We start from the raw sequence: 19,398 nt of genomic DNA, 5'->3' as shown, positions 1-19,398 counted from the left end.
ACCGCAATTGCGCATCAACACATCATTGCGGATGCACGCCGCCAGCCTTCGCCGCCAGCCGCAGCAGTGCCTCCCACAATTGCGCCGGGGCCACCGGCTTGTGCAGCATGGGAATGCCGCTTTCGCTGGCTTCGCGCAGCCGGGCCGGTGCCGTATCCCCGGTGATGAGCAGCGCACCGACGTGCTCCCGGCTGGCAGCGCGTACCGCCGCGATGGCTTCGGTGCCATTGCGATGCGCACGCAGGCGGTAGTCGCTGATGACCACGTCGAATTCCTGTGAGTGGGCCAGCGCTTCCGCCTCTTCCAGGCCTTCGACGTCGATGCAATGGCAGCCCCATTGGCCCAGCAGCTGCGCCATGCTGTCGCGCACACGCTGGTCGTCATCGATCAGCAGGATGCGCAGGCCGTGCAGGTCGCGCTGTGCCGTGAGCGCCGGTGCCGGCTTGCCCGGATGCGCCGGCAGCGGCATGAGCGCCGCCGGCAGTTGCAGCCGGAAGACACTCCCTCGTCCCGGCCGTGACTGGACCGTCAGCTGCAAGCCCTGCATCTTCGCCAATCCCTCGGCAATCGCCAGACCCAGGCCCATCCCCTTGTTGTGATCGCGTTCCGGATTGCCCAGCTGGTGGAATTCGCGAAAGATTTCCTGCTGCTGCTCCGGCGCGATGCCGATGCCGGTATCCCATACCTCCAGCCACACCTGTGGACCCCGCTGACGGCAGGCCACCAGCACGCCACCACGTTCGGTATAGCGGATCGCATTGGACACCAGATTGCGCAGGATCAGTTCGGTCAGCCCCGCATCGGCGCTGGCCACTGCCTGGCTCTCGCGAGTGCGGAACACCAGGCCCCTGGCCTCGGCCTGCGCGGCCATCTCGCGGCTGATGCGATGGATCAGCGCCTGCGGGCGGAAAGGGGCTAGCTGCGGTGTCACCACGCCCGCTTCGATGCGTGAGTAATCCAGCAGGGTGTGCAGCATGTCGGCGCAATTGTCGGCGGCATTGCGCAGGCGGCCGACCACCTCGCGCTGCATGGGATCGAGCGGGGTATTGGACAGCACTTCCAGGAACAGCCCTTGCGCATGGATGGGTTGCCGCAGGTCGTGGCTGGCCCCGGCCAGGAAACGTGACTTGGCGGCATTGGCCTGTTCGGCCTGCTGCAGGGCCTGCTGGGTTTTTTCGGATTCGCGCTGCAGGCGCTCGATGAGCGCATTGTTCTCGAAGCGCAGCATGATGGCCGCGCGCGCCGCACCTGCACTGTTGCGCGCCTGGACCATGAGCGAGGCGACGTAGAGCAGGGCGGCCACTGCCAGTACCTCAAGTGCATCTTCATGCGTATGCCAGGCGCTGGCCGCCAACATGCCCAGCTCCACCAGGCAGAAGGACACGAAGGCCGGCAGCACCGGCGACAGGATCGACATGGAATTGCCGGCCACCCCCGCCAGCACCCCGATGAGCAGGATGCTGCCACCCGGGCTGGCGGTATCCAGCGCCAGCGGTGCCAACAGGCCCCAGGCGGCACCATCGATGCCATGCAATACGACCAGGCGGCGCTTGATCTGGTCGATGTTGGCGGGCGTGATTTCCATGCGCAACATGCGCCGCGCATCGGCGTAGTCGAACAGCTTGGAGGCGATCACCCCGGCAGCCCACCCCAGCAGTGGCCACAGACCGGCGCTCTCGCGCAGTGCATAGGCCACCAGCAGCGCCACCAGAATGCCCGGCAGCACCGAGCTGCCCAGATTGCCGCACAACAGCCGCACCTGCTCCACGCGGACGCGGTGCAGCGTGTCGTCGCCCGTGGCGTGCACGGGTGCGCTTGCCAGCGCGCCGTCGCTCTTCATGCGCTAGCTCACCAGACCGCGCCGGCGGGCGGCAAAGGCGGCTTCGGCGCGGTTGTCCACATCCAGGGCCAGCAGGATGGCCTGGACATGGCCGCGGATGGTGTTTTCGGAAAGATTGAGCCGGCGGCCGATGGCCTTGTTGGTCAGGCCCTGGCTGAGCAGGCCCAGTACCTCATACTGGCGCGGAGTGAACTGGGGTTTGCCGGTGGCATCGGCGGCGACATCGGGCACAGGCAGGACATGCCGTCCGCCAGCCACCTCCAGCAAGACCCGCAGGATGTGGTCAGCGGTAGCTGCCTTGGAGACGAAGGCAGCCGCGCCGCGCCGGGTGGCTTCACGCACGGTTTCGTCGGTATCGTCGGCGGAAAGAATGATTACCGGCACTTGCGGCCACTTGCGCGCCAGCACGGACATGCCGTCGATGCCATTGAGTCCGCCCAGCTGGATGTCCAGCAGCACCATGCCGGGCGGCTGGCCGTCCTCAAGGCGCATGGCGTCCTCCAGCGAGGCGGCCTCGTCGATGTTGGCGTGCGGCAAGGCGGCCTGCAGCACCAGCCGCAGGCCGCAACGAAAGAGCGCATGATCGTCAATGATCAAGAGACGTGAAGTCGGCATGTTTGGAAACCCTCCCGCAGGCATGCTCCCCCACGGGAAGCAGCCTTCGGAAACTGTTTTTGTTGTGCCGCGATTCTACGCTGTTGTGGTGGATTGGCGCACGCCGAGATGTCACGGCATGCGCTGGCTCAAGTGTTCTCTTCGAGGCAGAGCGTGAAACGGCTGCCGGTCCCGACCCGGCTTTGCACCGTGATCGAGCCGCCCATCAGGTTGGCCAGCTTCTGGCTCAGGTACAGGCCCTGGCCCATGCCCTCGTGCTTGCGCGAGGCGGTGGCGTCGAGCTGGGTGAAGGCGCGAAACAGCTTCTGCTGGTCCTGTTCGCTGATGCCGCAGCCGCTGTCGCTGACCTCGATCCAGCTGGTCAGGGTCTTGTCGTGGCGTTGCTGGCGCAGCTTTACCAGCACCTGGCCGCGATCGGTGAACTTGATCGCGTTGCCGACCAGGTGCATCAGGATCTGCGCCAGGGCGCGCCGGTTGGCATGGATGCGCACTTCGCCCGCATAGGGTGCCAGCTCCAGTTGCAAGCCTTTCTTCATTGCGGCCGGGCGCAGTACGGCCACGGCTTCCTCGATCAGTTCCGAGCAGAGCAGGGCCTCGGGGATCAGGTCTTCCGCCTCGGCCTCCATGCGCGAGACATCGAGCAGGCTGGTGATCAGTCCCAGCAGATGCTGGGCGCTCTCGTGCACGGTCTGCAGCTGTTGTTCCTGGTCCGCCGTGAGCGGTCCGCCCATGCGTGTGAGCAGGATTTCAGTAAATCCCAGGATGGCGTTCAAGGGAGTGCGCAGCTCGTGCGAGGTATTGGCCAGGAAGCGGTCGCGCGACTCCACGGCCTCCTGCAAGGCGCGGTTCTTTTCGGCCAGATCTTCTTCGATGCGCTTGCGGTCGCTGATGTCGCGCACGGCGATCATGAGGAAGGTCTCGCCCTCGATGACCAGCGGGCTCAGGCTGACGTCAACCGGGAATTCGCTGCCATTGCGCTTGAGCCCGCACAGGTCGGGCGTGGTATTGCTGGCCGGCGCGGCGCGGCCGGACAGGTACTCCGCCAGGTTTTGCGCATGCATGGCCAGGAAGCGCTGCGGGATCAGGACATCGATGGCACGCCCGGTCAGTTCGCCAACCTCCCAGCCGAACAGCTCGCCGGCGCGGCGATTGGCCAGCACCACGCGGTCCAGCGCGTTGACCACGACGATGCCGTCGGGCAGCGAATCATAAAGCCCGTGGACACTGGCCGCGATCAGGCTGATGTCACGCTGCACCGTGGCCTGGCTGATGTCCCGCTTGCAGGACAGCACGTATTGCGGTTGCCCTTGCTCATCGCGCAACAGCTTGTTGGAGACTGACAGGTGCAAGAGCGAGCCATCCTTGCGGCGGCGGATGGACTGGCATTCGGCCCGGCCCAGCGCCAGCGTATCGGCGAACACCCGCTCTTCCTCGTTGCGCCGCTCGGGCGGCACGATGAAGTCCGCCAGATGCTGGCCCAGCACTTCCTGGCCGCTGTAGCCGAAGATCTGTTCGGCGCAGCGGTTCCAGTAGACCACGCCGCCTTGCATGTCCATGAGGACATAGGCGTCGGGTGCTTCGCTGAGCAGCAGTTGTTCAAGTGCCTGCATCGTCACCGCCGACGGCCTCTTGCAGGCGCAGCAGTTTGTCGTGGACCTGCCCCGGAAGACCCTGCCACAAGGTCTTGGCGGTCAGGTGCATGGTCTGGGTCCAATCCTGCCAGTCCTCCCCTGCGGCCTGATACAGCGCCGGGAAATCATTCGGTGCCAGTTGCAGTTGCGGCAGCGCCCGCGCGATCTTGGGCAGGGCGGCCTCGGCTACCTGCGGTGTGCCGCAGCCCAGTTCGGCCATGGCGGCCGAGAGATACAGGGTCCAGATGATTTCCAGCGGACGCGGAGCCGGCAGCTCCTCCGGCAGGGCCGGGGCTTCGTAGTGCAGCACGGCATCGCAGAACAGTTCCGGGATCTTCCAGTCCTGCATCAGCGCCGCTGCGATGTTGAGGTGGTTGAAGCCAAACAGCGATTGTTCCATCGCCAGTTGCCCCGACGGTTCCAGCGGGCGCGTCAGCAGCGACGAATAGCCGGCCGGATGCGCCGAGGCCAGGGTCAGCTTGCCGATGTTGGCCAGCAGGCCGGTGGTGAACATTTCTCCCAGCGGTGCCACGCGGGTGTGGCCGCTGATGGCCTGGGCACTGCAGGCCATGGCGAAGCTGTGGGCCCAGAAGGCCGGCAGCTTGAAGTTGGCGCAGGAGGCCGGGGCCGTGGTTTCCGCCAGCGACAGCGCCAGGGCCAGCTGGCGCACGGCCTGCAGGCCGACCAGCAGCATGCTGTCCATGCTGACCGAGGCGATCGGGCGCACGCGCTCGGCATTGAGTACGTTGACGATGCGGATGATGCGCCCGGACAGGGCCGGATCGGCCTGCACCAGGTGGATCAGTTCATGCATGTCGGGATCATCCTGCGCACACAGGCGCATGATGGTCAGGCGCACCCCGCCGGGCGAGGGCAGGGCTTGGGCGCTCCTGAGCTTCTCGAACAGCGTGGGTTCAATGAAGGTGAGCATCATTTGCCGTCCTGGTTGCGGTTGTAGATATCGACCACTTCCTCCCAGCCGGCAAAGAAGGCTTCCACGCAGCGCGGATCGAAGTGGCTGCCCGCATTGTCGCGCAGATAACGCGCCGCGTCTTCCAGGCTCCAGCCTTTTTTGTAAGGTCGCGAGGAGGTCAGCGCATCGAACACGTCGGCTACGGCCACGATGCGGCCATACAAAGGAATGTCGTCGCCCTTTATCCCATTGGGGTAGCCGCTGCCATCCCATTTTTCATGATGGGTCTCGGCGATCCGGGAGGCGGTCTGCAGCAGGGAGGACGGACTACCGCGCAAGATGTCGGCACCGATCTGCGCGTGCAGGCGCATGACCTTCAGTTCTTCCTCGTCCAGCCGTCCGGGTTTGAGCAGGATATGGTCGGGGATGCCCATCTTGCCGATGTCGTGCATGGGGGAGGCCGCCAGCAGCAGGTCCTGCTCCTCCTTGGGCAAGCCAAGATGGGCGGCGATGATGCGGGTGTAATTGGACATGCGCACCAGGTGTTCGCCCGTTTCCGGATCGCGATAGCCGGCTGCGCGCGAGAGCAGGTCCACCGAATTGAGCGCCAGGCTGGTGCTCTGCTGCGCCTTCTGTTCCACCTCTTCAGACAAGTCTTCGATCTTCCGGCTCATGGCCAGCTGCGACTTGCGCATGGCCAGCATGTTCTTCACCCGCGCCAGCAGTTCCACCCGGTTCACCGGCTTCGACAGGAAATCATTGGCCGACATCTGCAGCGCCTTGTGCCGCACCTGCAGGCCCATGTCGGCGGTGATCATGATGACCGGCGTCATTTCCTGGCCCGGCATGGCGCGAAAACGCGAGAGGAAATCGAGGCCATCCATGCCCGGCATCATGTAGTCCAGCAGGATCAGGTCCGGATCGTGGCTGCCGCACCAGTCCAGCGCTTCATACGCATCGGGGCAGGTGCTGATGCTGGTATCGGGCAACTGCGCCAGCATGTGCGTGAATAGCGACAGATTGGTCTTGTCGTCGTCAACGATCAGAATCTTCATGTGTTCCCCCGGCCCTCTCTTTTAGGTGTTGTCGCAAGGCGGCGAAGGCGCTTGCGCACTCCTCGGCCAGCTTGCGCACGTGTGCCAGTTCGCCCTGGCGTGCCGCCAATTCCATGTTGCGTCCCGCCTGTCCCAGCGCCTGGATGCCCAGGTTCAGGCAGCTGCCCGCCAGCCGGTGGCCCAGCGCCTGGATCTCGCCCAGCAGCGGATCGCTGGCCTGGCAATGCCGCGCCAGATCGTCCATGACCGGCGTGGTGTGTTCGACGAACATGTCCAGCATCTGGCCAGCCAGCGCGGTGTCCTCGCCGAACAGTTCCTGCAGGCGGCTCTCGTCAAGCATGACCGGCGCAGCACCGGTGTCGGCGGCCGCTTCCTGCGCGGCCGGCAGGTAATGCTCCAGCATCGCCGCCAGTTGCGAGCGCAGCAAAGGCTTGGTCAGGTAATCGTCCATACCGGCCTCCAGGCACTGTTCCCGATCCCCGGCCATGGCATTGGCGGTCATCGCGACAATGGGGGTGTGGGCCAGCTCGCCCTGCAGACGCCGGATGCGGCGCGTGGTTTCGTAGCCATCCAGCACCGGCATCTGGCAATCCATCAGGATCAGCGCGTAAGCGCGCCGTGCCAGCTTCTCCAGCGCCTCCGCACCGTTGGAGGCGATATCGACCGCGTAGCCCATGGCATTGAGCTGGTACACCGCCACCTTCTGGTTCATCACGTTGTCTTCCACCAGCAGGAGTTCACGCTGTTCCTGCTGCCCCGGACGGGACAGCGCCCGGAGCGGGCGCGCTGCCGTCACTTCCCCATCGGCCGCATCCTTGCCGTCCGCCAGCGGATCGACCGCACGCAGCAGCTGTTGCTTGCGCAGCGGCAATTGCAGGGCCGGCGACGTTGATTTTCCGTCTATATTAAGGCCGTGTACGCCATGGTCAAGCAGCACGCACGTAACTGTCGGCCTTTCCGCGTGCAGGCGTGCCAGCACTGCGGCCGGCGGCACATCCCGGATCTCGCTGCTGACGATGAGGGTATCGATGCCGGTGGCCGTGGCCGCCGGGCCGGTCAGGGCCGCCAGGGCGTCGCTGGCACTGCTGTAGCGCACCGTTTCCAGCCCGGCCCCGCGCAGGTATTCGTGCAGCATGGCGGCACTGGCATCGTGCGTTTCGAGCAGGGCCACCTGTCGTTTTTTGGCTGCATGCGGACGGGTGGCGAACTGCGGAGGTTGCGCCACGGGAATGCCCAGTTCGAACCAGAAGCAGGAACCGTTACCGGGCGTGCTTTCCACGCCGATCTTGCCGCCCATCAGTTCCACCAGGCGCTTGCAGATCGACAGGCCCAGGCCGGTGCCGCCGTATTGGCGCGTCACCGAATTGTCGGCCTGCGAGAAGGGCGAGAACAGGCGGCGCAGCGTATCGTCATCCATGCCGATGCCGCTGTCGCGCACTTCGAAACGCACCCGGCAGTGATCGCCCGACACGTGCAAGGCCTGCACCCGCAGCAGCACTTCGCCCACATGGGTGAACTTGAGCGCATTGCCCAGCAGGTTCAGGAGGACCTGGCGGATGCGTCCGGGGTCGCCCAGCAGCCGTACCGGCAGGCGCGGGTCGACGTGCGCCAGCAAGCGTACGCGCTTTTCGTGTGCCTTGAAGGACAACGCTTCGGCGCTGGCTTCCACCACTTCCAGCAGGTCGAACTCGACCACGGCGATGTCCATCTTGCCGACGTCGATCTTGGAGAAGTCGAGCACGTCATTGACGATGCCCAGCAGGGCATTGGCCGAATCCTCGATGGCCTTGGCGAATTCGGCTTGCTGCGTATCCAGGCGCGTGGTGCGCAACAGTCCGGCCATGCCCAGTACTGCATTCATGGGAGTGCGGATCTCGTGGCTCATGGTGGAGAGGAAGGCCCCGCGCGTGAGCATGGCCTGGTCGGCCGCTTCCTTGGCCAGAACCAGGTTGCGCGCGGCGCGCTGATGGTCGCGCAGCAGGCGCAGCAGGATCAGCGCCCTGACCAGCCACAGGGCCAGCAGTCCCGCGATCAACCAGGGCGGGAGGTTGGCACGCCACAGCGCGGCCAACGTCAGCACGGCAAAGCCGACCTCGGCCAGCGCCAGCGGCAGACGCCCGTCGCGCGGGCGCGCCGGGGCGTGCTGCGCGTCATTGGGGGTGCTGCCTGGCATCACGAGCTTGTCTCCATGGTTCCTGACTCCGGTTCGATTCCGCCCGCAAGTGCAGGGAGGCACGGCGGGTTTCGATAGAATCAATTATAACGAATCGGATAATAAATTGCCGAAATTGTTTTATTTGTTCCGGCGGGAAAGCGCGACTGTGGTCAAAATGCGGCACAATGATGAGCTTGTCATTGCGATAATAATTGACCTCTGCCACGCTGCTGCAGGTACTGCGCGGCTTCCACAGCAATTTCGAAATAAACAATATTATTATTTTATTCTGTCAAATTAATTTTATTGATTTATTCGATTAATTTATTTAAGATGACAGCACAGCCAAACAATGCAGTGGCCCAACCCGACAAGGAGCCCGCACCATGAAGCATCCCCCCTCGATGGCAGGCACCCGACTGGCGCGTCCTGATTTGCTGCGCTGGCATGCCGCGCTGCTCCTGCTCACGCTCGGCTGCTGGGCCTGGCCGCATTTGCAGGCGGCCACCACGGCCAAGCTCTCCATCTCGGTACTGGTGACTACGCGCTGCAACGTGGTGGTCAATGTCATCAATGGCGTGGCGGCCGTCTCCAACACCTGTGGGGCCGTGCCTGCGGGCAGCCCGGATGGACGGGCCTTCCTGCTGGTGAATCAGCAGGAGCGTTCAGTGGTGGTGGTTTACTGAGTCCGCTGCCGCTGCTCGCCAGTCAGATCCCGTCCAGCGCCGGCAGGGTGGCGGCCAGCACCGCCAGCAGCACGACCGCCCAGGAGGGCAGTTTCAGCCACACCAGAGCGGCAAAGGCCGCCAGCGCAATGAGCAGGTCACGCCCGCCGAAGATGGCGCTGGTCCACACCGGCTGGTAGAGCGCCGCCAGCAGCAATCCCACCACCGCGGCATTGACGCCCGCCAGCACCGCCTGCATCGCGGCCTGACGGCGCACCGCATCCCAGAAAGGCAGCAGCCCGGTCACCAGCAGGAAGGACGGCGCAAAGATGGCCAGCAGGCACAGTACGCCACCGGCCACCCCATTGGGCCAGGAAGACATCACCACGCCCAGATAGGCCGCCAGCGTGAAGAGCGGGCCGGGGATCGCCTGGGCCGCGCCATAACCGGCGAGGAAGACATCCTTGTTCACCCAGCCCGTGGGCACCAGTTCGGCCTGCAACAGCGGCAGCACCACATGGCCGCCGCCGAAGACCAGGGAACCGACGCGATAAAAAATGTTGATCTGCTGCAGCCAGGCCGCCGGATGGAGCGCGGCCAGCAGCGGAATGCCCGCCAGCAGGACGAAGAACAGCAGCAGGCAGGCGCGCCCCGTGCGGCGGCTGACCACCAGTGGCAGATGTTCCTGCAGGGCAACTTGCGGGCCGTGCAGCAGCAGCCGTCCGGCCAGGCCGGCGGCCACGATCACCCCCAGTTGCACCAGGCTGCCCTGCAGTTGCCACGCCGCCAGCGCGGCCAGCACCATGATGGCCAGGCGCACCGGGCCACGGCACAGCGTCTGCGCCATCCCCCACACCGCCTGCGCCACGATGGCAACGGCCACGATCTTCAAGCCGTGCACCACCTCCCCGGAGAGCCAGTGCGCATCCTCCAGAACCGACAAGGCCACCACCATCAGCAGCAGCGCCGAGGGCAGCGTAAAGCCCAGCCAGGCCGCCAGCGCACCGCGATAGCCGCCCCGGATCAGGCCGATGGCCAGCCCGACCTGGCTGCTGGAGGGGCCGGGCAGGAATTGGCACATGGCCACCAGGTCGGCATAGGTCTGTTCGGACAGCCAGCGCCGCCGGGCCACGAATTCATGGCGGAAATAGCCGAGATGGGCGGCCGGCCCGCCAAAGGAGGTCAGCCCCAGCCGCAGGAAGACCAGAAAGATCGCCCACGCCGGTTGGCGCGGGGCAGCGGGCACGGCGGTGGGGGTGGCGGGTTCGGGAGCGGGGGAAGCTGGCATGCGGTGTCGGATCGGGTTGGCGCGCGAAGCAGGGGACCGGAGCGCCGCCTATATTAAGGGCGGCTTTAGGGCGAAATGAAGCTTTTTTCATGTGCCCTGCCATTTCATGGGCTGTACAGCGATTTTTCTTTCGCTGCAGGTGACAAAAAAGCGCGATTTTGCCTGGTTCCCCCTTGATCTGCGGCAATGCACCCCGATTTGGCGGTTTGGTGCCTGCGCAGTGCTAGAATGCAGGGCTATTTTTCAATCAACATTGGAGCCTCACGTGTTTATTTCCGACGCATACGCGCAAACGGCCGCAGCAGCCCCTGGTGGCGTGATGGGCAATCTGGCCAGTTTCCTGCCGATCATCCTGATGTTCGTGGTCCTGTACTTCCTGATGATCCGCCCGCAGATGAAGCGTCAGAAAGAACAGAAAGCCATGATGGACGCACTGGGCAAGGGCGACGAAGTCGTCACCTCCGGTGGTCTGCTGGGCCGCATCACCAAGGTGGCCGATGGCTACATCACCATCGAAGTCTCCGAAGGCACCGAAGTCATCGTGCAAAAGGGCGCTGTCACCACCTTGCTGCCCAAGGGCACCATCAAGGCCCTGTAATCGGCCTCACCGGTTGGCCGGCCTGAACCGGCGAACCCATGGGCGCATCGCTGATGCGCCCATGTCGTTAGAACGGTGTGCAGAAACTTCCGGTTCCTGGCACCCGTTCTGAACAGGGCGGCAGGTCCCTGCCTCCCTCTCCCGCAAGCAAGAAGCACAAGACCATGAATCGTTACTCTCTCTGGAAATACGCACTGATCGTCCTGGCCCTGCTGTTCGGCGTGATCTATACCGTCCCGAACTTCTTCGGCGAATCCCCCGCGGTGCAGATCAGCAGTGCCAAGTCGACCCTGAAGGTCGAGCCTGCCGTGGCCGGCCGTGTCGATCAGATCCTGAAACAAGGCAATCTCGGCGCAGAGAGCGTGGCGTTCGACAATGCCGGTTCGCAGCCGTCGGTGCGCGCCCGCTTTGCCACCACCGACATCCAGTTCAAGGCCAAGGCCCTGCTGGAGAAGGAACTCAATACCGACCCCAGCGACCCGACCTACATCGTCGCCTTCAACCTGCTGCCCAACACGCCGCAATGGCTGCAAAGCCTGCACGCCTTCCCGATGTACCTGGGCCTGGACTTGCGCGGTGGCGTGCACTTCCTGATGCAGGTCGACATCAAGGCGGTCCTGAACAAGCGCCTGCAAGGCATGCAAGCCAGCGTACGCAGCCTGCTGCGTGACAAGAACATCCGCCACAGCGGCATCAACCGCTCGGGCGACAGCATCGAGATTTCCTTCCGTGATGCCGATACCCGCAACAAGGCCCGTGCCGCCCTGGGCGAACTGCAGGAAATGGTGCTCACCGACGCCGGCAGCGGCGATGACCTCAAACTCATCGCCACCCTGCGTCCGGAAGCCCTGAAGCAGACCCAGGAAGACGGCGTCAAGCAGAACATCAGCACCCTGTCCAAGCGTGTCAACGAACTGGGCGTGGCCGAGCCGCTGATCCAGCGCCAGGGCGCCGACCGCATCGTGGTCGAGCTGCCGGGCGTGCAGGACGTCTCGCGTGCCAAGGACATCATCGGCCGTACCGCGACCCTGGAAGTGCGCATGGTCGATGAAAGCGTGGTGCGCGGCACCGAAGAAACCTCGGCCATCCCCTTCGGCTCCGAACTGTTCAAGATCGGCAAGGGCGCACCGGTGGTCCTGAACAAGGAACCGGTGCTGACCGGCGACTACATCTCCAACGCCTCGGCCAGCTTCGATGAAAACCACCAGCCGGCGGTGAGCATCGACTTGAACGGCGACGGCGGCCGCAAGATGCGCGAAGCCACCCGTGACAAGGTCGGCAAGGCCATGGCCATCGTCCTGTTCGAAAAGGGCAAGGGCGAAGTGCTGACCGTGGCCACGATCCGTTCCGAACTGGGTTCGCGCTTCCAGATCACCGGCATGGGTTCGCCCGAAGCCGCCAGCGACCTGGCCCTGCTGCTGCGCGCCGGTTCGCTGGCCGCACCGATGGACATCATCGAAGAGCGCACCATCGGCCCGCAACTGGGTGCCGACAACATCAAGAAGGGCTTTGATTCGGTGCTGTATGGCTTCCTGGCCATGGCCGTCTTCATGGTGATCTACTACCAGCTGTTCGGTTTCTTCAGCGCCCTGGCGCTGTCGGTGAACGTGCTGCTGCTGGTGGCCTTGCTGTCCACGCTGCAAGTCACGCTGACCCTGCCGGGTATCGCCGCCATTGCGCTGGCACTCGGTATGGCGATCGACTCCAACGTGCTGATCAACGAACGCATCCGTGAAGAACTGCGCGCCGGCAATTCGCCGCAGGCAGCGATTGCCGCCGGTTTCGACCGTGCGTGGGCGACCATCCTGGACTCCAACGTGACCACCCTGATCGCCGGCCTGGCGCTGCTGATCTTCGGCTCCGGCGCGATTCGCGGCTTCGCCGTGGTGCACTGCCTGGGCATCCTGACCTCGATGTTCTCGGCCGTGTTCTTCTCGCGCGGTGTGGTCAACCTCTGGTATGGCCGCAAGAAGCGTCTGTCGGGCCTGGCCATCGGCCAGATCTGGAAGCCCGAGGGCGACGTGCTCTCCACTTCCGGCAAGGCCGCCGCCAAGCGCGACGCCAAGTAATCATCAGCAGCACAGCCAGATTTGAGCCAGGCACCCCGCTGCAGGTGGTGCCGGCACCGAAAGGATAGTGATGGAATTTTTCCGCATCAAAAAAGACATTCCCTTCATGCGTCATGCCCTGATCTTCAATGCGATCTCGGCGCTGACCTTCGTGGCCGCGGTGTTCTTCCTGTTCTCCAAGGGATTGCACTTCTCCATCGAATTCACCGGCGGCACGGTCATGGAAGTGGCCTACAACAAGCCGGCCGACCTGGAGAAGATCCGCAAGTCCATCGAAGGACTGGGTTACCGCGACACCCTGGTGCAAAGCTTCGGCACCGCCCAGGACGTGATGATCCGCCTGCCCGCCCAAGCCGGCGTGAACGCCAGCCAGCAGAGCGAAAAGGTCAATGCCGCCCTGAAGGCAGAGGATCCGGACGTGCGCCTGCAGCGCGTGGAATTCGTCGGCCCCCAGGTGGGCGATGAGCTGGCCCATGATGGCCTGCTGGCCCTGGGCATGGTGGTGCTGGGCATCGTGATCTACCTGGCCTTCCGCTTCGAATGGAAGTTCGCGGTGGCGGCGGTGATCGCCAACCTGCACGACATCATCATCATCCTGGGCTTCTTCGCCTTCTTCCAGTGGGAATTCTCGCTGACCGTGCTGGCCGCCATCCTGGCCGTGCTGGGTTACTCGGTCAACGAATCGGTAGTGGTGTTCGACCGGGTGCGCGAGGCCTTCCGGGATCGCCGCTTCGGCAAGCTCTCCGCGCCCGAAGTGCTGAACCACGCGATCACCAGCACCATGTCGCGTACCGTCATCACCCACGGCAGCACTGAAATGATGGTGCTGGCGATGTTCTTCTTCGGCGGCCCGACGCTGCACTATTTCGCGCTGGCGCTGACCATCGGCATCCTGTTCGGTATCTATTCCTCGGTGTTCGTCGCCGCAGCGCTGGCCATGTGGCTGGGCGTGAAGCGCGAAGACCTGATCAAGCCGGTCAAGGTCAAGGACGAAAACGGCGGCGCAGTGGTCTGATTTCCGATTCACCAGCGTTGCACAGGGAGGGCCGCCGCGTTCACGCAGCGGCCCTTTCTCATGAAAGGCCCGCAAAGGCGGGATAATGCTGATCTTCACGACAGCACATCACTGCATTCCTCTTTTTTCATCATGACCGCATCCATCGATCTGAACGATATCGACTATGAGCGCCGCTTCGGCGGCGTGGCCCGCCTGTACGGCGCGGCGGCCTTGCAGCGCTTCAGCCAGGCGCGCGTATGCGTGGTCGGCGTCGGCGGCGTGGGCTCCTGGATCGTCGAGGCGCTGGCCCGCAGCGCCATCGGCCACCTGACCCTGATCGACCTGGACAACCTGGCTGAATCGAATGTCAATCGCCAGATCCATGCGCTCACCGGCACCCTGGGACAGGCCAAGGTGACGGCCCTGCATGAGCGCATCCGGCAGATCAATCCGACCTGCGTGGTCACCGAGGTGGAGGATTTCGTCGATCCGGAGAATGTGGAGCAGATGCTGGGCGGTGGCCGTTTCGATTACGTCATCGACGCCATCGACAATGTCCCGGCCAAGGTGGCCATGATCGCCTGGTGCCGCCAGAACGGCATGCCCATGGTCACCATCGGCAGCGCCGGCGGGCAGATCGATCCGACTCAGATCGAGATCCGCGACCTGTGCCGTACCGAGCAGGAACCGCTGCTGGCCAAGGTGCGCAAGCGCCTGCGTTCACAGCATGGTTTCCCGCGCGGGACCAAGAACAAGTTTCATATCGACGCGGTGTTCTCGACCGAACCGCTGCGTTTCCCTGAACTGGCCGAGGGCGAAGCCTGTGAGATCGCACCGGCGGAAGACCTGGATGTGGGCGAGGATGCCGCCGACAGCACGCAAGCCGGCGTGACAGGGCTGAATTGCGCCGGTTTCGGCTCGGCCATGGTGGTCACGGCTACCTTCGGCCTGGTGGCCGCAGCGCATGTCTTGAAGAAGCTGGCCGAGAAGGCCAGCTGAGGCAAGGAGGCGGGGACTTCAGTGTCCGCCGCCCTCATCGACCCGGTGCGCGGACACGCACAGCAGCACGCTGACGGTGACCAGCACCATGGCCGCGATCTCCAGCAGGGTCGGCCAGCGCTGTTCCCACAGGAAGCCGTAGAGCAGGGCAAAGAGGGTCTCGAACAGGATCATCTGCCCGATCATGGTCAGTGGCAGCAGGCGGCTGGCCTTGTTCCAGCAGGCATTGCCGAACAGCGACGCAAAGATCGCCACCCCCGCCGACACTGCCACGAAATGCATCCACTCGCTGCCCGGATGCGGCTGCAGCATCACCGTGAAGGCCGGGACTGCGATGAACAGCGACAGCAGCCCCGTGACCACGCCGATCAGCAGATTCCAGTCATGCGCAGAAACTTCATGCAGGCGCGCCAGCCAGCGGCTGTTGCCGACCGCATAGGTGGTCCAGGAGACCAATGCGGCCAGGGCGCAGAAGAAGCCGATGACACTTTGCTTCATATCGCCTCCAACCGACCCGGATAGCGACTGCCAGGCCACGCAGGCGATGCCGGCCAGACCCAAGGCCAGCGACGGGGCCAGCTTGCGCAGCGAGACCGCGCCATGGCCGCGGCTGCCGATGATGCTCACCGCCACCGGCAGGAAGCCGATCACCAGCGAGGTCATCGCCATGCCGCCCAGTTGCACGGCACTGGCCAGGAACACGTAATACACCACATTGCCCAGCAAGCTCAGCCACACCAGCGCGCGCCATTCGGCACGGCCCAGGTGCGGCAGCAGTTTCTTGATGCGCGGCGCGATCAGCAGCGCTGCGAAGAGTCCATAGGCGAGATAGCGCCCAGCCGTCAGTTGCCAGGGCGAGAAGGCGCGCGTCAGTTCAGGTGCCAGGAATACCAGGCCCCAGGCGGCACCGGCCAGTGCGCCATAAAAAATGCCTTGCAGGATCGTGTTGGAACTCATCGGGAATCAAAGCCAGCCATGTTGCAAAGGGGGGCAGTATGCCCCAGCCGGCGCGGGAAGGATTGTTGCAGGCTACGGTTTTCTTGTGGCGGGCGAACACCAAAACGAAAACGCCGGCACGAGGCCGGCGTTGGTCTGCTGTGCGGTCAAGCCGTTCAGATCGCGGTGCCGAACAAGCCCGCACCGACAAAGGCCAGCGCCACCACGCCGATGCCCATCGACAGGTAGGCCAGTACGGCCACGCCGGTGATGATGGTGGCCGAGGCCAGCACGATGGCCACTTGCAGCATGCCGGCGGCCATTTCCATCTTTTCGTATTTCTCCATGTAGGCATGCGCCTCATGCTCGGCTTCGCGCGCCTTGTGGGACAGCTCCTTCTTGCCTTCGCCGCTCTTCTCGTCGCTGTCGTAATGGGCGATGGCGTCGTCGAGCTTGGCCACGGCCGCGCTGATGCGTTCATCCTTGGGATTGCCCAGCAAGCTCAGTTGCTGCTTGGCCAGCTGCGCCGCATTGCCGCGCACCGATTTGGCCTGGAAGAAGGACCACAGGTTGGCCGCCTCCTGATGCTTCAGGATGACCTCGGTCTGGTAGGACTTGGACAGGGTTTCGGTAATGGCCAGCACCAGCGCCAGGATGGCGATGAGCAAGGCCAGCTTCTTGTTGCCGGAGGCATGGGCGTGCTCGGCGTGTTCCAGGTTTTCGGTGGCTTCCGTCATGATGGTTCTTGTAATGTGGGAAAAGGAGGACGGCCCGGCACGCGGGCAGCGTTTCATCAACGATTCACCTCCATATCGGTTGACCTGAAGAATCTCGAAACTCGTATTCTCCTGTAGGCCAGGATGGCGGCTTCCCTCAGGCAAGATTGCCCCAGCAGGCAATCTACGCATCCGATATTCGCATTTCCTCACGGTCGGGGTGATCACGTTCTCCGCTGCTGTTGCGCACGGCCTGCACAAACAATGTGCCGCAAGTTCAGCAGGAATATTTGTCTTTGGCTACACTGTTCACCCACAAATTCTGAACCTGTGGGATTGGATTTATTGACTGGCATTATACAAAAAGACAATCACGCGATTGTTTTCGATCAATTACATTAATGGTTCTTCGCAAGCACGACCGGAACAAGGCGAAGCTGGCCCCGCAGTACGGCGTCATGGTGCCGTAGCAGAACGCAGTCAGCCTGTCGCTGCAGTACAAGCCGCTATGTCCAGCCCGGCTGGAGGTAGCCACGAAGATGCCCGTTTCCCGGTCCGGGCGTCATGACCCATCGGGTCGATCAACAGGAGAGAACGCAATGTCGAACGAAGCCAAGTGCCCCTTCAACCACACCGCCGGTAGCGGCACCAGCAACCGCGACTGGTGGCCCAAGCAGCTGCGTGTGGATCTGCTGGCCCAGCATTCTTCCAAGTCCAACCCCATGGGTGAGGATTTCAACTACGCCGAAGCCTTCAAGAGCCTCGACCTGGCCGCCGTCAAGGCCGACCTGGCCAAGGTGATGACCGATTCGCAGGACTGGTGGCCGGCCGACTTCGGCCACTATGGCCCGCTGTTCATCCGCATGGCTTGGCACAGCGCCGGTACCTATCGCATCGGCGATGGCCGTGGCGGTGCCGGCCGTGGCCAGCAGCGCTTCGCGCCCTTGAACAGCTGGCCCGACAACGTCAACCTGGACAAGGCACGCCGCCTGATCTGGCCGGTCAAGCAGAAGTACGGCAACAAGATCTCCTGGGCTGACCTGCTGATCCTGACCGGCAACGTCGCGCTGGAAACCATGGGTTTCAAGACCTTCGGTTTCGCCGGTGGCCGCCAGGACGTGTGGGAACCGGACCTGGACGTCTACTGGGGTACCGAATCGACCTGGCTGGGCGGCGATGACCGCTACGGCAAGGGCAAGGCCGGCGCCAGCCACGGCGAGATTACGGCCGATGCCGACCGTCATGGCAATGAGCAGAGCCGCACCGGCCCCGCCGGCCGCAACCTGGAAAACCCGCTGGCCGCCGTCCAGATGGGCCTGATCTACGTCAACCCGGAAGGTCCGGAAGGCAACCCTGATCCGGTGGCCGCCGCCCATGACATCCGCGAAACCTTCGCCCGCATGGCGATGGACGATGAAGAAACCGTGGCCCTGATCGCCGGTGGCCACACCTTCGGCAAGACCCACGGTGCAGGCGACGCCAAGCACGTGGGCCGTGAACCGGAAGGCGAGGGCCTGGAACACCAGGGCATGGGCTGGAAGAGCAGCTTCGGCAGCGGCGTCGGTGGCGACACCATCAGCTCCGGCCTGGAAGTGACCTGGACCCAGACTCCTGCCCAGTGGAGCAATTACTTCTTCGAGAACCTGTTCAACTATGAGTGGGAACTGACCAAGAGCCCGGCCGGTGCCCATCAATGGGTCGCCAAGGGCGCCGATGCGGTGATCCCGCACGCCCACGGCGGCGCACCCCTGCGTCCGACCATGCTGACCACAGACTTGTCGCTGCGCTTCGATCCGGCTTACGAAAAGATCTCGCGCCGCTTCCTGGAACACCCGGAGCAATTCGCCGACGCCTTCGCCCGCGCCTGGTTCAAGCTGACCCACCGCGACCTCGGTCCGCGTGCGCGCTACCTCGGCCCGGAAGTGCCGGCTGAAGAACTGATCTGGCAAGATCCGCTGCCCAAGGCAGAAGGTGCGCCGATTGATGCAGCCGATGTCACGGCCCTGAAGAGCAAGATCCTGGCCTCGGGCCTGTCGGTGAGCGAGCTGGTCTCGACCGCCTGGGCTTCGGCCTCCACCTTCCGGGGTGGCGACATGCGCGGTGGTGCCAACGGTGCGCGTGTGCGCCTGGCGCCGCAGAAGGATTGGGCTGCCAATCAGCCGGCCCAGCTGGCCAAGGTGTTGAAGGCACTGGAAGGCATCCAGTCCGAGTTCAACCAAGGTGCCAAGAAGGTGTCGCTGGCGGACCTGATCGTGCTGGCCGGTAGCGCAGCCGTCGAAAAGGCGGCCAAGGATGCAGGCGTGGCCGTGACTGTACCCTTCAGCGCAGGCCGTGTGGATGCGTCGCAGGAGCAGACGGACGTCGCTTCCTTCGAGCCGCTGGAACCCGTCGTTGATGGTTTCCGCAACTTCCAGAAGCAGCGTTATGCAGTGCGTGCCGAAGACATGCTGATCGACAAGGCCCAGCAACTGACCCTGACCGCGCCGGAAATGACGGTCCTCATCGGTGGCCTGCGCGTGCTGGGCAACACGGTGGGTGGCAGCACCAAGGGTGTGTTCACTTCCAAGGTGGGCGTGCTGTCCAATGACTTCTTCGTCAATCTGCTGGACATGGGCACCGAGTGGAAGTCCACCTCGCCCGCCCAGGAAGAGTTCGAAGGCCGTGATCGCAAGAGTGGTGCCGTCAAGTGGACCGGCACCCGTGTCGACCTGGTGTTCGGCTCCAACGCCGTGCTGCGCGCCCTGGCCGAAGTCTATGCCAGCTCGGACGCCAAGGAAAAGTTCGTCAAGGACTTCGTGGCGGCCTGGGTCAAGGTGATGGATCTGGATCGCTATGACCTGAAGAAGTAAGCAGCAAAGCAGTCAAGCAGTGAGGCAGTGAAGCGATGAACGACGGCGGGCCGCAAGGCTCGCCGTTTTTCT

The 19,398-nt window shown here is 64.0% G+C and carries 15 protein-coding genes; 6 read left to right on the top strand and 9 right to left on the bottom strand.

Translation table 11 applies throughout. From position 1 onward, the window contains the following. Window positions 1–22 precede the first annotated feature (22 nt). From B3873_RS17030 to B3873_RS17005, 6 genes are all read right to left on the bottom strand, one after another. Window positions 23–1,840: an ATP-binding response regulator gene (locus B3873_RS17030; RefSeq protein WP_286867473.1), complete on the bottom strand. Its 1,818-nt coding sequence runs from the start codon at window positions 1,838–1,840 to the stop codon at window positions 23–25. Window positions 1,841–1,843: 3 nt separating this feature from the next. Then, the gene (locus tag B3873_RS17025; RefSeq protein WP_039788972.1) at window positions 1,844–2,455 is read right to left on the bottom strand and encodes a response regulator transcription factor; all 612 of its coding nucleotides are present in this window, start codon (window positions 2,453–2,455) and stop codon (window positions 1,844–1,846) included. Window positions 2,456–2,583: 128 nt separating this feature from the next. After that, entirely contained in the window at window positions 2,584–4,065 is a 1,482-nt protein-coding gene (locus tag B3873_RS17020) for a PAS domain S-box protein (RefSeq protein WP_286867472.1), read from the bottom strand. After that, window positions 4,052–5,020: an HDOD domain-containing protein gene (locus B3873_RS17015; protein ID WP_286867471.1), complete on the bottom strand. Its 969-nt coding sequence runs from the start codon at window positions 5,018–5,020 to the stop codon at window positions 4,052–4,054. The genes B3873_RS17020 and B3873_RS17015 overlap by 14 nt, the downstream gene beginning before the upstream one ends. Beyond that, window positions 5,017–6,054 (bottom strand): HD domain-containing phosphohydrolase, encoded by a 1,038-nt coding sequence (locus B3873_RS17010; protein WP_039788967.1) that lies wholly within the window; start codon window positions 6,052–6,054, stop codon window positions 5,017–5,019. The genes B3873_RS17015 and B3873_RS17010 overlap by 4 nt, the downstream gene beginning before the upstream one ends. Next, on the bottom strand, window positions 6,035–8,227 hold the full coding sequence (locus B3873_RS17005) for an ATP-binding protein (protein WP_286867511.1): 2,193 nt from the start codon (window positions 8,225–8,227) through the stop codon (window positions 6,035–6,037). Before B3873_RS17005 ends, B3873_RS17010 begins: the two co-directional genes overlap by 20 nt. Before the next feature lie 368 nt (window positions 8,228–8,595). Here B3873_RS17005 and B3873_RS17000 point away from each other — a divergent pair, with 368 nt between their 5' ends. Continuing rightward, window positions 8,596–8,895: a hypothetical protein gene (locus tag B3873_RS17000; RefSeq protein ID WP_286867470.1), complete on the top strand. Its 300-nt coding sequence runs from the start codon at window positions 8,596–8,598 to the stop codon at window positions 8,893–8,895. 22 nt (window positions 8,896–8,917) lie between these two features. Here the strand turns inward: B3873_RS17000 and chrA are convergent, their stop codons facing one another. After that, entirely contained in the window at window positions 8,918–10,162 is a 1,245-nt protein-coding gene (chrA, locus tag B3873_RS16995) for a chromate efflux transporter (RefSeq protein ID WP_286867469.1), read from the bottom strand. A 265-nt stretch (window positions 10,163–10,427) separates the two neighbouring features. Here chrA and yajC point away from each other — a divergent pair, with 265 nt between their 5' ends. The 4 genes from yajC (at window position 10,428) to tcdA (ending at window position 14,825) form a co-directional block, all read left to right on the top strand. Beyond that, the gene (gene yajC / locus B3873_RS16990) at window positions 10,428–10,760 is read left to right on the top strand and encodes a preprotein translocase subunit YajC (RefSeq protein ID WP_276843085.1); all 333 of its coding nucleotides are present in this window, start codon (window positions 10,428–10,430) and stop codon (window positions 10,758–10,760) included. 164 nt (window positions 10,761–10,924) lie between these two features. After that, window positions 10,925–12,829 (top strand): protein translocase subunit SecD, encoded by a 1,905-nt coding sequence (gene secD, locus B3873_RS16985; protein ID WP_134221651.1) that lies wholly within the window; start codon window positions 10,925–10,927, stop codon window positions 12,827–12,829. Window positions 12,830–12,899: 70 nt separating this feature from the next. After that, complete coding sequence (secF, locus tag B3873_RS16980; RefSeq protein ID WP_039788956.1) at window positions 12,900–13,844, top strand: protein translocase subunit SecF; 945 nt, start codon at window positions 12,900–12,902, stop codon at window positions 13,842–13,844. 132 nt (window positions 13,845–13,976) lie between these two features. After that, window positions 13,977–14,825, top strand: a complete 849-nt coding sequence (gene tcdA / locus B3873_RS16975) for a tRNA cyclic N6-threonylcarbamoyladenosine(37) synthase TcdA (protein WP_039788955.1) — start codon at window positions 13,977–13,979, stop codon at window positions 14,823–14,825. An 18-nt stretch (window positions 14,826–14,843) separates the two neighbouring features. On the opposite strand, the gene B3873_RS16970 is transcribed toward tcdA, so the two are convergent. Further along, window positions 14,844–15,782, bottom strand: a complete 939-nt coding sequence (locus tag B3873_RS16970) for a DMT family transporter (protein WP_286867468.1) — start codon at window positions 15,780–15,782, stop codon at window positions 14,844–14,846. Between the two features lie 155 nt (window positions 15,783–15,937). Further along, a complete protein-coding gene (locus B3873_RS16965) occupies window positions 15,938–16,498 on the bottom strand; it encodes a DUF4337 domain-containing protein (protein ID WP_134221654.1) in 561 nt (186 codons plus the stop codon). A gap of 578 nt (window positions 16,499–17,076) precedes the next feature. Between B3873_RS16965 and katG the strand changes: the two genes are divergently transcribed. Further along, window positions 17,077–19,326 (top strand): catalase/peroxidase HPI, encoded by a 2,250-nt coding sequence (gene katG / locus B3873_RS16960; RefSeq protein ID WP_039788949.1) that lies wholly within the window; start codon window positions 17,077–17,079, stop codon window positions 19,324–19,326. Window positions 19,327–19,398: the final 72 nt, after the last annotated feature.

The sequence above is a fragment of the Herbaspirillum sp. UBA812 genome (assembly GCF_002296545.1).
GTDB lineage: Bacteria > Pseudomonadota > Gammaproteobacteria > Burkholderiales > Burkholderiaceae_D > Herbaspirillum > Herbaspirillum huttiense.
The sequence above is the reverse complement of the archived record's forward strand: the minus strand, read 5'-3'. Positions and strand labels throughout refer to the sequence as shown.

Bases quoted from the DNA above. Each gene is read 5' to 3' on its own strand.
- B3873_RS16965 (WP_134221654.1), bottom strand. From the start codon at position 16,498: ATGACGGAAGCCACCGAAAACCTGGAACACGCCGAGCACGCCCATGCC.
- B3873_RS17010 (WP_039788967.1), bottom strand. From the start codon at position 6,054: ATGAAGATTCTGATCGTTGACGACGACAAGACCAATCTGTCGCTATTC.
- B3873_RS17020 (WP_286867472.1), bottom strand. From the start codon at position 4,065: ATGCAGGCACTTGAACAACTGCTGCTCAGCGAAGCACCCGACGCCTAT.
- tcdA (WP_039788955.1), top strand. From the start codon at position 13,977: ATGACCGCATCCATCGATCTGAACGATATCGACTATGAGCGCCGCTTC.
- B3873_RS17005 (WP_286867511.1), bottom strand. From the start codon at position 8,227: ATGCCAGGCAGCACCCCCAATGACGCGCAGCACGCCCCGGCGCGCCCG.
- secF (WP_039788956.1), top strand. From the start codon at position 12,900: ATGGAATTTTTCCGCATCAAAAAAGACATTCCCTTCATGCGTCATGCC.
- secD (WP_134221651.1), top strand. From the start codon at position 10,925: ATGAATCGTTACTCTCTCTGGAAATACGCACTGATCGTCCTGGCCCTG.
- B3873_RS17030 (WP_286867473.1), bottom strand. From the start codon at position 1,840: ATGAAGAGCGACGGCGCGCTGGCAAGCGCACCCGTGCACGCCACGGGC.
- B3873_RS17000 (WP_286867470.1), top strand. From the start codon at position 8,596: ATGAAGCATCCCCCCTCGATGGCAGGCACCCGACTGGCGCGTCCTGAT.
- B3873_RS17025 (WP_039788972.1), bottom strand. From the start codon at position 2,455: ATGCCGACTTCACGTCTCTTGATCATTGACGATCATGCGCTCTTTCGT.
- B3873_RS17015 (WP_286867471.1), bottom strand. From the start codon at position 5,020: ATGATGCTCACCTTCATTGAACCCACGCTGTTCGAGAAGCTCAGGAGC.
- katG (WP_039788949.1), top strand. From the start codon at position 17,077: ATGTCGAACGAAGCCAAGTGCCCCTTCAACCACACCGCCGGTAGCGGC.
- B3873_RS16970 (WP_286867468.1), bottom strand. From the start codon at position 15,782: ATGAGTTCCAACACGATCCTGCAAGGCATTTTTTATGGCGCACTGGCC.
- chrA (WP_286867469.1), bottom strand. From the start codon at position 10,162: ATGCCAGCTTCCCCCGCTCCCGAACCCGCCACCCCCACCGCCGTGCCC.